The 14,505-nt window shown below is 42.5% G+C and carries 13 protein-coding genes and 1 pseudogene; 5 read left to right on the forward strand and 9 right to left on the reverse strand.

The window, feature by feature from the left end:
• The coding region (locus tag QZ735_RS06155) for a phage tail protein (RefSeq protein WP_294245653.1) at window positions 1-521 on the reverse strand (521 nt) is incomplete at its 3' end.
• Window positions 522-635: 114 nt separating this feature from the next.
• Window positions 636-1,706 (reverse strand): DUF4407 domain-containing protein, encoded by a 1,071-nt coding sequence (locus tag QZ735_RS06160; protein WP_294245656.1) that lies wholly within the window; start codon window positions 1,704-1,706, stop codon window positions 636-638.
• 168 nt (window positions 1,707-1,874) lie between these two features.
• Here QZ735_RS06160 and QZ735_RS06165 point away from each other — a divergent pair, with 168 nt between their 5' ends.
• Window positions 1,875-2,285, forward strand: a complete 411-nt coding sequence (locus QZ735_RS06165; protein WP_294245659.1) for a hypothetical protein — start codon at window positions 1,875-1,877, stop codon at window positions 2,283-2,285.
• Window positions 2,286-2,337: 52 nt separating this feature from the next.
• Here the strand turns inward: QZ735_RS06165 and ruvC are convergent, their stop codons facing one another.
• The gene (gene ruvC / locus QZ735_RS06170) at window positions 2,338-2,892 is read right to left on the reverse strand and encodes a crossover junction endodeoxyribonuclease RuvC (RefSeq protein WP_294245662.1); all 555 of its coding nucleotides are present in this window, start codon (window positions 2,890-2,892) and stop codon (window positions 2,338-2,340) included.
• 222 nt (window positions 2,893-3,114) lie between these two features.
• On the opposite strand from ruvC, the gene QZ735_RS06175 reads away from it, so the two are divergent.
• Together QZ735_RS06175 and QZ735_RS06180 are read left to right on the forward strand one after the other, a co-directional pair.
• Window positions 3,115-3,438: a PadR family transcriptional regulator gene (locus QZ735_RS06175; protein ID WP_294245667.1), complete on the forward strand. Its 324-nt coding sequence runs from the start codon at window positions 3,115-3,117 to the stop codon at window positions 3,436-3,438.
• Window positions 3,435-4,157: a hypothetical protein gene (locus tag QZ735_RS06180; protein WP_294245670.1), complete on the forward strand. Its 723-nt coding sequence runs from the start codon at window positions 3,435-3,437 to the stop codon at window positions 4,155-4,157. Before QZ735_RS06175 ends, QZ735_RS06180 begins: the two co-directional genes overlap by 4 nt.
• A gap of 101 nt (window positions 4,158-4,258) precedes the next feature.
• Here the strand turns inward: QZ735_RS06180 and QZ735_RS06185 are convergent, their stop codons facing one another.
• The 6 genes from QZ735_RS06185 to QZ735_RS06210 all read right to left on the reverse strand — a co-directional run bounded on the left by QZ735_RS06185 (window position 4,259) and on the right by QZ735_RS06210 (window position 13,536).
• Complete coding sequence (locus QZ735_RS06185; RefSeq protein WP_294245673.1) at window positions 4,259-6,508, reverse strand: carbohydrate-binding domain-containing protein; 2,250 nt, start codon at window positions 6,506-6,508, stop codon at window positions 4,259-4,261.
• Entirely contained in the window at window positions 6,505-6,996 is a 492-nt protein-coding gene (locus QZ735_RS06190) for a T9SS type A sorting domain-containing protein (protein ID WP_294245677.1), read from the reverse strand. The genes QZ735_RS06185 and QZ735_RS06190 overlap by 4 nt, the downstream gene beginning before the upstream one ends.
• 297 nt (window positions 6,997-7,293) lie before the next feature.
• A complete protein-coding gene (locus QZ735_RS06195; protein ID WP_294245681.1) occupies window positions 7,294-8,004 on the reverse strand; it encodes a hypothetical protein in 711 nt (236 codons plus the stop codon).
• Window positions 8,005-8,041: 37 nt separating this feature from the next.
• Window positions 8,042-8,752: a diphthine--ammonia ligase gene (locus QZ735_RS06200; RefSeq protein WP_294245684.1), complete on the reverse strand. Its 711-nt coding sequence runs from the start codon at window positions 8,750-8,752 to the stop codon at window positions 8,042-8,044.
• A 36-nt stretch (window positions 8,753-8,788) separates the two neighbouring features.
• Window positions 8,789-9,829: a hypothetical protein gene (locus QZ735_RS06205; protein WP_294245687.1), complete on the reverse strand. Its 1,041-nt coding sequence runs from the start codon at window positions 9,827-9,829 to the stop codon at window positions 8,789-8,791.
• 359 nt (window positions 9,830-10,188) lie between these two features.
• Window positions 10,189-13,536, reverse strand: coding sequence for a methylmalonyl-CoA mutase family protein (locus tag QZ735_RS06210; RefSeq protein WP_294245689.1), 3,348 nt, complete (start codon window positions 13,534-13,536; stop codon window positions 10,189-10,191).
• 223 nt (window positions 13,537-13,759) lie between these two features.
• Between QZ735_RS06210 and QZ735_RS06215 the strand changes: the two genes are divergently transcribed.
• Both QZ735_RS06215 and QZ735_RS06220 read left to right on the forward strand, forming a co-directional pair.
• Window positions 13,760-14,092, forward strand: a complete 333-nt coding sequence (locus tag QZ735_RS06215) for a hypothetical protein (RefSeq protein WP_294245692.1) — start codon at window positions 13,760-13,762, stop codon at window positions 14,090-14,092.
• 315 nt (window positions 14,093-14,407) lie between these two features.
• A pseudogene (locus tag QZ735_RS06220) lies at window positions 14,408-14,505 on the forward strand (50S ribosomal protein L13); the annotation flags it as partial.

A 14,505-nucleotide genomic window follows, 5' to 3' on the forward strand; every position in this document is an offset into this window, starting at 1 on the left:
TTTTCATGGGCCTGTCCGCCGCCGGCAGGATTGACCATGGTGGCTTTCATCTGTGTATTCGGCGTTGCATCGGAGTATTCCTTATCCAGTACTTTAGTATCTGCGGGCACAGCATTCGCCGGGGAATTCTGGTTGCCTTCTGCGGTCACCGCATTTATGGTGTGGTTGTGAACCGGCATCTGTGTTACCTGCAGGGTTACTGATTCTGCTCCGCCTCTTTGTCCCATTGTGTAGGTAGTACCTCCTTCCGGTGACTGTCCTTCATGTACCAAAACGCGGCCCCTCATATCAGGCAATGCAAAAGTTGTAGTCCCGTTTCCGCCATATGTTGTGCCAAGCAGTGAATAAAGTGCTTGGTTTTGTGCAATTGGTAATGTTTGTCCGTTACAGGCTGCCCAGCCCTGAGGAACAAAATTGTACGGAACAAATGCAATTTGCCCTATAAATGGTTCATACTGTGCTTTTAACAGGGATGTACTGGCACTTAGCAGTACAAGGCCCGAAAATAGAATTTTTTTCATAGTAGGTAATAATAATTCACGCAAAGGTAGAGAATAATACACATACCATAATCATAAAATAAAAAACCTTTCAACTTATCTTGAAAGGTTTATATTATTTTGAAAAACAATCGGTTATTTCTGTAACCGGTCTTTAAAGTCCTCGATCCGGAAATCCGTCAGGGCATTTCCTTTTTCCACTTTTTCTCTGGCATACAAACGGAAATCGTTTTCTGTTTTTTCCAGGAGATAATCGTAAGGCCCGACATGGGAAATCAGTTTTACCAGCACCGGGGAAATCTCCAGGCAGATAAAAAGCCCCATAATAAAAGCAGCGGCTAATCCGATGATCGCGGAATTTTTTCCCAGCTCATCCAAAGCCTGCAGCCGTGCTGCAAAACCATTGAATTTATCCTCAAAAGTTTCCGTGGATTTCCGCTCCGTTTCCAGATTGGTATAGACTTTTGAAATTTCCTTATCCAGGTATTCAAGCCGGGGAGCAGATTGCTTTCTGTAATTTTCCAGATCCAGTCTTCTCTGTTCTTTCAGCTCCTGCTTACGCTTGGCATTCGGCCCGAAGCCTTCCTTACCGCTGGTTAAACCGGACTGCTTCCCTAAAATTTCTTTTTCAAGTTCCACCGATGCGGAATCATATGACTTCTGGTATTGCGCAATCTTGTCGGAAATCTGCTTCTTTTCGGTTTCAAAAGGTCCGCTCTGCTGAAGGATTCTTCCGCTCATCTCGCCCTGAAGCTGCTTTTTATTCCGCTGGATGATGGTGTTCAGCTGTTTATTGACTTCTTTTTCGAAAATTTTAAGTTCCAGAGGCTTTGAAATGATAATTCCTAAAAAAGTAGCCAGTACCAACCTTGGAATCGACATCAGGATCTGGTTCCACCATGTCCCTGTTTTTTTGATGGAGGAAACGATATAACGGTCAAGATTAAAGATCATTAGGCCCCACAGAACACCGAAACCGATGGCGGTCCAGATTTCATCAAAGACGGTATACATGGCGTATCCGGCAGACAGGGTAGCAAAAACTGCCGTAAAGAGCACGATTCCGCCGATCCCTGCAAACTTGTTCCATTCGCTGGGCGTTTTTCTTAAAATGTGAATGTTTCCTCCGGAGCATAGCATCAGAAACTTCTGGAACCAATTGATGTTATGATTCGCTTGATTTATAGTTTGTTGTTTGTTTTTCATGACAGAAAATTTATACAAATGTACTACTAAAATCCATACCAATGTAAAAGATAGTATTATGTTTTACCCAGTATAATTGCCGGATTATTTAAGGTGTTGTTAATCAATAGGTTAAATTTATTAAAGAAAATATTCTTATCTTTAGATCACAATCACTAAAATCTACATATGAAAAATGTAATCAGCCTTTCCCTGGTATGCTTTACTTTGGCGTTGACTTCATGCAAACAGGAAAGCAAAATTGATGACGATCTTAAAGAAGTGGCGGTCAATATCAACAAGACGACACCGCAGATGCTGGCCGATGGTGTGCGCCTCGACAGTGTATCGGCACAGCCCGGTAAAATTTTCAGCTACAATTATACTTTAACGGATGATGCGAAGGAAGGGGTAAGCCCTGAACAGATTGAAGTTTTCAAGACTTCGGCTAAAGAAGGGGCATTGCGGGTAATAAAAACGTCTCCTGATATCAAACAGTTCCGGGACAATGATGTAACGATGGTTTACACTTATTATGACAAAGACGGTAAGAAAACCGCTGATTTTAAAATTACACCTGAGGAATACAAAGCGAAATAAGTTGTAACCTGGAAATAGCAAAATCCCGCAGACATGTACGCTGCGGGATCTTTTATTTTAGGCGGTTGGGATTCTGCTTTAAAAAACTTTCCCAGCCCGTATAGGATTTGGTATCGGCAATCGTTCCCGAATTGAAGTGATGGCAAACCGCTACCGCCAGACCGTCGGAGGCATCCAGGTACTTGGTTGGGAATTCCTTTAGCTTCAGGAGGTTCTGCAGCATTCCGGCTACCTGTTCTTTACTGGCATTTCCGTTTCCGGTAATGGCCATCTTAATTTTTTTCGGCGAATATTCCGTGATCGGGATGTTGCGGTGAAGGCTGGCGGCCATGGCAACTCCCTGCGCACGGCCCAGTTTCAGCATACTCTGCACGTTTTTACCGAAGAACGGGGCTTCCAATGCCACTTCATCCGGATGGAATTCATCAATCAGGGCCAGTGTTTTATCAAAAATATACTTCAGCTTGGTTTCATGATTCGGGTATTTCATCAGCAGAAGTTCATGGATGGAAATCATTTCCATTACCCCTTTTTTTACTGAAATCAGTCCGAATCCCATTACTGTTGTTCCGGGGTCAATCCCCAGAATAATCTTTTCTGCAATCATTGAGGCAAAGATACGGCTTTCCGGATTCTCCTGACTGATATTTATTGAATATCCGAGATGGTAATTTTCTATAGAGGATTTAAAATAACTGTAATAAACTAAATATATAGGTCAACTTATAGCTATTGTTTCCAGTCTCCTGTCTCATATTGTATAAAAATAAAATAAATTTCCATACATAAGAAAATTATGCATAGATTTGTAAGGTATAAAAATCCGGTATTGAAAAAGAACAGTCTTTATAAAGGGACCCTGCAAAACATCATTCTGAAGCTGCTGGCGAAAGAAGTAAAAATGTATGGCTATCAGATTACCCAGCATGCAAAGGAACTGACCAGGGGTGAGCTGGAAATGACAGAAGGCGCACTGTACCCGCTTTTGCATAAACTGGAGTCGGAAGGCCTGATTATTTCCGAAATCAGGAAAATAAACGGCCGGGACCGCAAATATTATCTGCTGACCGATAAAGGCAAAAGACAGCAGGCAGAGCAGGAAGTTGAAATGAAAAGTTATTTGTTTAATTTAAATATAATTTTTAACAGATGATGACTAAAGAGCAGGAGCATCAGATTACGGATTACCTTATTTTCCACAGGCTTCCGCTGGATCTCCTGCTGGAAGTGAAAGACCATATGGTAGCACAGGTCGCCGACCTTCAGATTAGTAAAAACGTGGATTTTGATGCAGCTTTTCTTGAAACCAAAAAATGCTGGGCGGATGAGTTCAAAATAGTAAGCTATTCTACTTTTTACCGTGAGCAGATTCCGGTAATCGTTAAAAACATTGCAAAGGCCAGAAACAACAGTATGATGGGCAAAGCTTTATTATTCGGGCTGGTAGTTTTTGCTGTTAATTTCATATTGATTTATTTGTCAACCAGTGAGTCGGTATACAGTATAATTTTCCGGATATACAATTCAATTGTTGCTGTAAGCCCATTGATAATGTGGATCTTTTATCCGCATGTAAGAAAATACATAAAACGGGATTTTCAATATAAAGGAAAGGTATTTTACAGTATATATCAGCAAAATTTAGGAATTTACATTGGATCTGTTAGCATTGTTTTTCAACTGATTAACAGGGATTTTTATCATGCTTTCCGTTTTTTCAGAATGAATGAACCCGTAAGTGCATTTTCTGTGATAATTGATTTTGCGCTTCCTTTTGTTTTACATTTCCTTATTATTTTTGTACTGCTGAACTTTTTCGGGCACAAGAAAGCGATCACTAAGATACAGGACTTTCTTCGTGATCATGCATAGTATACCTATTTTTCTGACTGATCAATCTCGTAAGAGTAGAATAAAGAAAAGCCTCCTGATCAAATCGGGAGGCTTTTATACTGATCTGATATGGACAGGAGTTAGAAAGAGACCGTATTTACTGTATTGGTAGCTGAAGATGTAAACGTACTTTTCAGCGTGCCGCCGGAAGAGGAATAGGTTCCTCCGGTATACAGTCCCCATCCGGAAGTTCCTCCTGTATAACTTCCGCCGTTATAGCTTCCGCCGAAATATACCTTGTACGTAACATTCTTATTCAGGTTAGGGCTTGAAAAATGGAAATAATAGACCCCGTTTTTTGGCTTGAAAGTTACCATTTCGGTACCGGCTGCATTCTCGATGTGCAGCATGGAGGTGGTAGCGAGCTGGGCACTGGATTTTAAATACATCCCGACCTGGGTGGAAGCTGTGCTCATCGCTTTTGTCATGTTTGAATTTGAGCCTGCAGAAATAAGGAGCCCGCCGTTCATCAGGAAGGTTCCGTTATAATCGATCCCTTCTTCCGGCTGGCTGGTAGGCCCGTTGACGATGGTTGTGCCTCCGGTAACGGTAATGTTTCCATTGCTGTCGATCGCGTCGCTTCCAGTCACGATGTGGATTCCGCCGGTAATATACAGATGGCTGTTGTCATTGGATTCCGTTCCGCCCGCAACGGTTCCGTACGTTGCGTTGATGCCATCGTTGGATGCTGTGATATTGTTCAGTCCTCCTGCCAGGGTGATGATGGGCGCTTCTACGCCTTCGCCAACTCCTGAAGTAGCAGAAATCGCAGAAACGGTATTGGTTCCTCCGTTGATGGTAACTGAAGCATCGGAATGAATGCCGTCATCAGTCGAATTGAAAGTATTGTTTCCGTTGTTGATGGTGATTGCTCCGGCGGCTACCAATGTTTTGGGATGGCTGTAATCGGTTCCGGAAACCAGAAACCGCGCTCCTGTAGTCTTTATATTCAATACGGGGATTCCTGAAGTACTGCCGATGGTCACCGTGCCGTCAGCTTTCAGTCCCTTTCCTCCGCTTTCTGAGCTGGTGGTCGTTACCGATCCTGCATTGATCAGAAGATTTCCGTCAGTCGTAATCGCAGAAGCAGAATACGAATCCAGCGTTCCTGTAGTATTGGTATAAGTTGCGCCGTTGCCTGCATTGGTAATGGTGATATTTCCATTATTAATGGTGATATTCTGGCCCGCAGAAATCCCTTTTCCTCCGTTGGCCGTTGAAGCTAAAGAAAGATTAAATGTTCCTCCGTTGATGATCACGCCGGCATCCGTTTTTATGGCCGTGGAATAGGAGGGATCATATCCGCTTCCTGATGCGGTAAGAACGGCAGCGCCGGAAAGACTGGCCGTAATATTCCCGCCGTCGAAGGTAATATTCCCTTTGGCGCTGATGGCTTTGGACTGGGCTCCGGTAAGGGTAAAGTTCATTGTCCCTCCGGAAATGGCAATAGTGGAAGTTCCGGTTTTGATCGCCTTCGTATCAGCAGAAGCAAGAGTTGCGGTAATCGTTCCGCCGGAAATGGAAACGGCAGCATCTCCGGCATCAACTGCATCGCCCGTTGCCGTAATATTTACCGTTCCGTTGCTCATGGTATATCCTTCCGAATGAAAACCGTCCGATGCGGCCGAAATTACTTTTAGTGTACCATTCTGGACTTCAATTCCGGAAGAAGTAGAAATGCCGTGTTTTTTAATTCCTTTGATGTTTAATGTTCCGGTGCCGTTAAAAATTATTTTTCCATCGGTCTGTAAAGTCCCGTTCTTTGTGCTTGAAGAACCGTCTGTCAATGAATTAACAGTACCCGCCTGAAGCGTAAAGGTATGAGGCTGTCCGCCTGTAATATGAATGGCAGGACCGGAGATATTCGTAATGTTAAGATTATTCATGACGAAATTTACCGGAAGTGCCGAGCTCATCGTCAGGCTTCCTGTGGTGCTGGTCCCCAGTAAATTATATTCCAGGTTATTGATCGTAGCTGTTGAAACAACATTTACCGTACCTCCGGTTGCCGTAATGTTAACGCCCTGGGCGGAATAAGGATTGATGATGGTGGCATTCTCCGAACCTTTATAAATAATGTAAATCTTAGTCAGGTTAACAGCAGCTGTGGAAAATGTCAGGCTGTCGACAATGCTCTTGGGCAGGTTCAGGCTCGCCGTATTTCCGTTGAGGTGAAACCTGGCATCGCTGGTATCAAACTTTATACTGTCTATGACCGGTGTCGGTGAAGCATACAGGGTATTTCCGGAATTGTGGGCAACTATAGTGCTTTGGGCCTTTGCGCCGAAAGATAACAGTAAGGCGAGTAAAATAGAATAGCAGGTTCTCATTTTTTAATCAGTTTTATGATGTTGGTATTTACCTGAACGAGATAAAAGCCTTGCTGTAAGCTGCTGATATCAATATCTTCACCGGAGTGGAATGTTCCGCTCAGGACAAGTCTTCCTTCGACAGAGAAAATTTTCACCTTCAACGGGTCTTTTTCACCTGATGAAATCCGGATGAAATCTGCAGACGGATTGGGATAAAGCAGGATCTGGTTTTTGGAGGCTTCGGTTTCCCGGAGCGCCAGCACGGATGAAGCAAAGGTGATCTTTTTGATAATCCCGGTAGGAATGGAAACGTCGGCAGCAGAACCTGAAGTCTTCACCAGCAGGTTGTTTCCTGAAAAATAAAGTTTTCCGCCCGCGGTGATGGTATAATCCTGAGACGATCCCGTGTAATAGGTGACTTTTATACTTGTCTGTGAAAAAGAATAAACGCCAGACAAAAATAACAGCAGGAGAAAAGTCTTGCTTAAAAGTTGAATTATTCTCATTGTCCAATTAATTTTATTAATTCAAAATTATATTTTATCTGACAATCAATGAATAATTTGAGGTAAACGGTAAGAATGTGCCGGTGAAAATGAGTTGGTGTTATTTAATCAATAAACAGATTATTTAATGAAAGCAATAAATATATCCTGGATTTTTTCATTATTGGTAAATACCCGGGTGTAAGGTTTCGGAATATAGTATACTTCATAGCGGTCATGAAAAAGCAAATAGCTTTTGTTGAAGATTTTATAATCTACCTTTTTACCTTCCAAAACTACTATCGAGTTCTGGTAAGGCTATACTTCACTCACTTCACCATATTCTGCGTAAATTCTATTTTCTGAAAGATGGGTGATATTCTTTTTTAAAATTTCTTCTTTTTTAAAAGTTACCAATCCGGTACTTAACGTTTCAGCAAAAGGTTTAAATTCAATCAGATTCTCTTCCCTAATAGCTGTATTAGGGATTTCAAGAGAGTAAAAGCCATCCTTGTCTGTTATGCCTTTATAAACTTTTTGAAAGGTAATTAATTTCACAGTGACGTCAGGCACTGGCTTTCCCGTTTTTTTATTGATGACTTTCCCTCTGATAATCGTATTTCCGTCATCTTTGTGGGGCTCTTTTACTTTTTGTTTCTTTACCGTATTTGTGGTGATGGAAACTTCGGGCGTACGAGGTTTTGCAGACTGCGCAGGGTATAGATTGATGATGCTTGCGGTGAGGGCCAGCCCTGCTGTAATTTTAGTAAAAGATCTTATACGCTTTAATGGAATCTCTGGACTAGAAATATGCTCTGAAATCGCTTTATGCAGATGATTTTTGGATAAAATCCCACAAATTCTCTCTCCTTTGTTTTCATGAAAGATTTTCTTAATTTCCGAACCTTGCAATTGAGAAAAATCCAATACTTTTTTAGCACAGGTACTGCAGAATTTTCCTCCATCAACATCCTTCATTCGGTCTAAAGATTCCTTACAAGGCTTGTCAATTTTTAAAATCAGATTCATAGTAACAGTTTATAATCTGAACGCCATTTATATCTAATTATTTTGCTATCAGATCACAGAACCAGAAAACATAGTCGCCATTTTCCTCATTGTCCGCGGACCTGGGTTTCGGATAGGTTTTCTTTACAATTTCACCCATTTCAAAACTGATCGGGTTTTTAAAGATAGGACCATCAAAAGTGAACGTGTGGAATTCTCCGTTTTCTCCGCAGGGATCGACGTTTTCCGGTAAATCCGTAATAAAATCCTGATCGATAATTCGTCCCGCGAAGCTTTTATCCAGATACATTTCATTTACACAGGTGACAATGGTTTTAAAACCAAGATCCAGGAATTCATGGATGAGGTCTGTGGTGCTGATTTTCCACAAAGGAAAAACGCCCTGCATGCCGACGGACTGTAATTGATCCTCCCGGTATTTTCTTAAATCTTCCAGAAAAATATCGCCAAAAACCGAATGCGTAACACCCTGGCTTTTGCATTGATTCATCGTCCGAAGCATCAGTTCCTGGTATTCCTGCATCGAAGGTTCTGCCGGGAGCTCCAGTTTGATAAGAGGCAACCCTAAACTTTCCGCCTGCTTTTCCAGCAATGATACAGAAACACCATGCATGGAAATCCTTTGGAATTCTTTATTAACGCTGGTCAGGAGCGAGGTGATTTCGAATTGGTCTTCCTGTAGAATTTTATACAGAGCCAGGGCAGAATCTTTTCCGCTGCTCCAGTTGAAGATGGCTTTGGGTTTCATTGTGAGTGTTTGCAAACTTAAAAAAGCAGGGGCCGTCTATCTTTTGTTATCCACCTCTTTCAAAGGTATAAAGCCTCCGTTCATATAATCAAGTTTCTGTTCGAATAAGGTTGCCGATGGCCCGGATGCAATCAATCCTCCTATAATCCCGAAAAATGCCGATGCGAGTACAACATCTCCTGTTTTTGCTGTAGATTTTATTTTTCCGGTGAAATAAAAATCGCCGTTCCTTTTTTCTGCGGGTGTAAAAAGATCTTCTATTGATAGATACAGATAGGGAGAGCCTTTATAGACAATGGCATAGACATTATTCTTCCTGATTTCTTTTTCTTTCCCATCAGCCATTTCATAGATCTTGATAATTTTAGGCGTCTTACCATAGAATTTGGTATTGATGATTTCTTTTTCAGGCTGTTGATTCCTGAATGATTCATAAGTAAAATAAACACCGTCTTTAAGTTCGGCTGCGCTGTACAGATTCAGTTTCTGTTTTTCTATATCGTCAAAATTTCTGATGTCTTCAAAAGAATACCGGTCGGCTGTCCCTGGTTTCTTTGAAAGATTGCGGCTGATAAAGCGGCTTACCATCTCACTGCCTTTTTTCATAGTGGCTTTGGTAACATCCATCGAAGAATGATCAATTACAGAATCTATTTTATCAAGGTAGGAATAGGTGCCGTTTTCATTTTTAGCAAAAAGATATGCCTGAAAATAACAGTAACCGTGTTCACTAAATGCACCGGTAAGTTCTGCAAAATACAGCTGCTTAAGATACATTACCACAGTACCGTCTTCAGCATTTTCATTATTGATATGATTCAGCAGATTCTGGAACTGCCCGGAAAGAGGGGTTGCCGGAATTACCTTAGCCTTTGTATTGAAGGCTCCTTTCTGAACGATTCCGAGGGAAGTGGTATCCGTACGGGCATCAATCAGCCTGAAAGTCTTGTAAAAACTTTTTTCCGTTTTCTGATCAGGGAAACTGATAGAAAAATCCTCTGTTTTTTTTTGGGCGCTTAGAATAGACAGGGTGAAAAGGCTACAGAAAAGCAGCGTTTTTTTTAAAGAATTTCTCATAGAGGCTGGTTTTGATTATTAAATTTTTTATATAACACAAAAATAGGATTTATATTGTGTCTGTATCATCTGCTGCAGGCAATAAACATATATTTCTTTGTTTTCTTTTCCAGGAGAATACCGGCCAGTTCCGGAGGTAGAAGAAAATAAAGGAAGTCCTTGGGATTTCCGTTTACTGTTTCTGAAAGTGTTTCAAAATCTGTTTCTTCTCCATCCATATCATATAATACAGATGATGAAAGCTTTACTTTTCAGGCAGTTCGGCTTTCACCTGCTGACTGTTACTGTCTGATTAACCCTTCAAGGTTTTCAAAACCTTGAAGGGTTGTTTTAAGTTCTCTGTCCGGCTATGGACGGCCTTACATATTCCTTCTATACTTACCACCCACTTCAAACAGGGCATTCGTAATCTGCCCAAGCGAACAGTATTTTACCGCATCCATCATCACTTCAAATAAATTCTGCTGGTTGATGGCAGCATATTGCAGTGTTTTTAAGGCTTCTTCCGATTTATCTTCATTCGATTTCTGGAAATTGTGAAGCATTTCGATCTGGGCCTGTTTTTCTTCTTCGGTAGAACGGATGACTTCTCCCGGACGAACCGTTGGCGAACCGTCTTTTCCTAAGAATGTATTCACTCCGATGATCGGATATTCTCCGGTATGTTTCAGCCATTCGTAGTGCATGGATTCCTCCTGGATTTTGGAACGCTGGTACATGGTTTCCATGGCTCCCAATACACCGCCTCTTTCCGTAATACGGTCGAATTCTGCATACACGGCTTCTTCTACAAGATCCGTCAGTTCTTCGATGATGAACGAGCCCTGAAGCGGATTTTCGTTCTTCGCCAGTCCCAGTTCTTTATTGATGATCAGCTGGATCGCCATGGCTCTCCTCACAGATTGTTCCGTAGGAGTGGTGATCGCTTCATCATACGCATTGGTGTGGAGTGAGTTACAGTTGTCGTAAATGGCATACAATGCCTGTAAAGTCGTCCGGATATCATTAAAATCAATTTCCTGTGCATGGAGCGAGCGCCCGGAAGTCTGGATGTGGTATTTCAGCATCTGGCTTCTTTCGTCAGCACCATATTTCAGCTTCATGGCCTTGGCCCATATTCTTCTGGCTACACGGCCGATCACCGAATATTCAGGATCAATCCCATTCGAGAAGAAAAAGGAGAGGTTAGGGGCGAAATCATTGATGTCCATTCCTCTGGACAGGTAATATTCCACATAGGTAAAACCATTGGCCAGGGTAAAGGCCAGCTGGGAAACCGGGTTGGCTCCTGCTTCCGCAATATGGTATCCTGAAATGGAAACGGAGTAGAAATTCCTTACTTTTTCCTTTATAAAATATTCTTGGACGTCACCCATCAGCCGTAGGGCAAATTCAGTAGAGAAGATGCAGGTATTCTGGGCCTGGTCTTCCTTCAGGATATCGGCCTGTACCGTTCCACGGACGGTCGCTATGGTTTTCGCCTTGATTTCGGCATATGCTTCGGCAGGAATCACTTCATCACCTGTAATACCGAGGAGCTGTAATCCCAGCCCGTTATTGGAAGGCGGGAGTTCGCCGTTGTATTTTGGCCTGGCTAAACCTTTATCATCGAATTTTGTTTTTAAAACTTCTTCAACTTTGGATTCGAGGCCGTTTTCTTTAATGTATTTCTCAACATTCTGATCAATAGCTGCATTCATAAAGAAAGCAAGCAGCATTGGCGCAGGTCCGTTGATCGTCATGGAAACGGAAGTCAGCGCGTTGACAAGATCAAATCCGGAATAGAGTTTTTTAGCGTCGTCCAATGTTGCAATTGAAACTCCTGCATTCCCGATCTTACCATAGATATCCGGCGGCAGGGCAGGATCCTGGCCGTAGAGCGTTACCGAGTCAAAAGCGGTGGACAAACGTTTAGCCGGCATTTCTGCAGATACATAATGGAATCTGCGGTTGGTTCTCTCCGGGCCGCCTTCTCCGGCAAACATCCGGGTGGGGTCTTCTCCGGTCCTCTTGAAAGGATAAATCCCGGCAGTATACGGAAAGCCTCCCGGAAGATTTTCCTGGCCTTTCCATTTGATCAGGTCGCCCCAGTCAGTATATTTAGGCAGAGCAATTTTCGGAATTCTCAGATGGGATAAAGACTCTGTTGAGGTTTCCACCTTAATTTCCTTGCCTCTTACGAAATAGGAATAAAACTCTTCATGGAATGCTTTTTTGGTATCGTCCCAGGTTTTCAGGAAATCGATGTTTTCCTGCTGAAGCTCTTTTTCAGCTTTCTGGTATTCGGCATCGAGGGCTTCACTGGAAATAATTTTTTTAACACCTTCAATATGATACATTGTCCGGGCCAGTTCCGCCTGTTTTTCAACGGTGGCGTCATACTGCCTGTTGTTTTCAACAATTTCAGAGAGGTAACGTACCCTTTTCGGCGGAATAATGGTGACCTCATCCGTAATTTCCTGCTCTACAAAACCCTGAAGGCCTACATCTGAATATTTTGCATTGACTTTCTCTATGAGCCTGTTGTACAGCTCAGTAGTACCATGGTCGTTGAACTGGGAAGCTTTTGTGGCATAGACCGGCATTTCATCCAGTGGCTGTTCCCACAGCAGATGGTTTCGCTGAAACTGTTTCCTGACGGCCTGAAGGGCATCCAGGGCGCCGCGTTTATCCGATTTGTTTAATGCAATCAGGTCTGCATAATCCAGCATGTCTATTTTTTCCAGCTGTGTGGAAGCACCATACTCAGGGGTCATCACGTACATAGAGACATCCGCAAAATCAGACACTTCCGATCCCGACTGCCCGATTCCTGAGGTTTCAAGGACAATGACATCAGGATGGGCGAGTTTCAGCACATTTAATGCGGACTGGATAAAAGGAGAAACAGAGACGTTATTTTCCCGGGTTGCCATGGAACGCATATAAACCCTCGGATCATTGATGGCATTCATACGGATCCTGTCGCCGAGAAGAGCGCCTCCCGTCTTCTTCTTGGACGGGTCTATTGAAATAATGGCCATTTTTTTATCCGGATTCGAACGAAGAAAACGTCTCACCAATTCGTCGGTCAGTGAAGATTTTCCGGCACCACCGGTTCCGGTAATCCCGATCACCGGGATATTCAGATCTTTGGATCTTTCATCGATGGCCTGTATCAGCTCCGGTTTTTCTTCGGAGAAGTTTTCCACGGCCGAAATGATTTTGGCGATGCTTGTAGGGTTCTCAAAGCTGATGGAGTCAAGATCCTGTGCAGTGGCTTCTTTGCCGGTAGCAAAGTCTGAACGCTGCACCAGATCGTCAATCATTCCCTGAAGCCCGAGCTCACGGCCGTCATCCGGAGAATAAATCCTGTCGATACCGTAATCCATCAGTTCTTTGATCTCTTCCGGAAGGATGACACCGCCGCCGCCGCCGAAAATCTTGATCTGCGGTGAATTTTTCTCCCGTAACAGATCATAGATATATTTAAAATATTCGTTGTGGCCTCCCTGATAGGACGTGAGGGCAATAGCATTCGCATCTTCCTGAATGGCCGTGTTTACCACTTCTTCAGCGGATTTGTCGTGTCCGAGATGGATGACTTCACATCCGGTTCCCTGGATCACACGGCGCATGATATTGATGGCTGCATCATGGCCGTCGAACAACGAAGCGGCAGTTACAATTCTTACTTTATTTGTCGGAGTATATTTTTGGGTTTCCATAAAAATCTAGAAAATTTCTGAATTTCCAAATATAACAATAAAATAACAACCGATCGTATGGGTTTATATGTTTGATTATTAGTGAAATAGAATTGGTGTGCGAAATTGAAGGCGTCACAAACGCAGGCGGTAAGGGAAAACCTGTTGTTTTGCTTTTTATTCGCATCTGTTCAGGGGTTTCAGCTTAAAAATAACTATTTTTGCATCTTATTAAGATCAGGATATGAAAAAGGCATTGCTGTATTTTGCGTTGGGAACGGTTTTAAGTTTTTTAATCAATTATCTTTTCTACAGTTCAGAGAACATCGGGCTTGATATATTTTATGCACTGGCATTCGGGCTGGCCTGGGGGATTGCGTATTACCTCGATACGCCTGATTTTTCACTGGTTCAGAAATTCGGGCTGTCTTTTGCAGCAATGGGCATACTGGTACTTGTTGGTGCTCTGGTGTTCAGCCTTGAGCTCGCCATTCCTTCCATCCTTAAATTTTCTACCGTATTTGTGGCATATTACCTTATTGCCAGCTTCAGGGCCAATAAAACGCTCAGAGGGTAATTAGATGATCTCCTGAATTAATTTCAGTCCGGTAATCTGTTTGCCGGCAAGCCACTGCTTCCTGTTTTTTAAATAAAAAAAGAGCTAATCATATTAACTCTTTCTTTACTTTTTCGTGTCTTTAGAATCTTTTGATTTTTTCCGCAGATTTCCTAACAATTTTTATGCCGTAATGGAGGTTTCCGTGATCCCGGCTGGCCGTTCCCGGGCAAGGGTACTGAGATTAAATAAAATATGTTTTTGCATTACGAAAATAATTTGTACCTTTGCACACCCTTTTAGGGGAAAATTATGTTTAATCTTTAACTAAAACGTGTGAATACATTAAGTTACAAAACTGTTTCAGCGAACAAAGCTACTGCTAATAAAGAATGGGTTGTGGTAGACGCTGAAGGACAGCCGTTAGGAAGACT

It is taken from the genome of uncultured Chryseobacterium sp. (genome assembly GCF_913776365.1).
Taxonomy (GTDB): domain Bacteria; phylum Bacteroidota; class Bacteroidia; order Flavobacteriales; family Weeksellaceae; genus Chryseobacterium.

Excerpts from the sequence above, each read along its gene's own strand:
- QZ735_RS06160 (WP_294245656.1), bottom strand. The coding sequence starts at position 1,706 with ATGAAAAACAAACAACAAACTATAAATCAAGCGAATCATAACATCAAT.
- QZ735_RS06165 (WP_294245659.1), top strand. The coding sequence starts at position 1,875 with ATGAAAAATGTAATCAGCCTTTCCCTGGTATGCTTTACTTTGGCGTTG.
- ruvC (WP_294245662.1), bottom strand. The coding sequence starts at position 2,892 with ATGATTGCAGAAAAGATTATTCTGGGGATTGACCCCGGAACAACAGTA.
- QZ735_RS06180 (WP_294245670.1), top strand. The coding sequence starts at position 3,435 with ATGATGACTAAAGAGCAGGAGCATCAGATTACGGATTACCTTATTTTC.
- QZ735_RS06185 (WP_294245673.1), bottom strand. The coding sequence starts at position 6,508 with ATGAGAACCTGCTATTCTATTTTACTCGCCTTACTGTTATCTTTCGGC.
- QZ735_RS06190 (WP_294245677.1), bottom strand. The coding sequence starts at position 6,996 with ATGAGAATAATTCAACTTTTAAGCAAGACTTTTCTCCTGCTGTTATTT.
- QZ735_RS06195 (WP_294245681.1), bottom strand. The coding sequence starts at position 8,004 with ATGAATCTGATTTTAAAAATTGACAAGCCTTGTAAGGAATCTTTAGAC.
- QZ735_RS06200 (WP_294245684.1), bottom strand. The coding sequence starts at position 8,752 with ATGAAACCCAAAGCCATCTTCAACTGGAGCAGCGGAAAAGATTCTGCC.
- QZ735_RS06205 (WP_294245687.1), bottom strand. The coding sequence starts at position 9,829 with ATGAGAAATTCTTTAAAAAAAACGCTGCTTTTCTGTAGCCTTTTCACC.
- QZ735_RS06210 (WP_294245689.1), bottom strand. The coding sequence starts at position 13,536 with ATGGAAACCCAAAAATATACTCCGACAAATAAAGTAAGAATTGTAACT.
- QZ735_RS06215 (WP_294245692.1), top strand. The coding sequence starts at position 13,760 with ATGAAAAAGGCATTGCTGTATTTTGCGTTGGGAACGGTTTTAAGTTTT.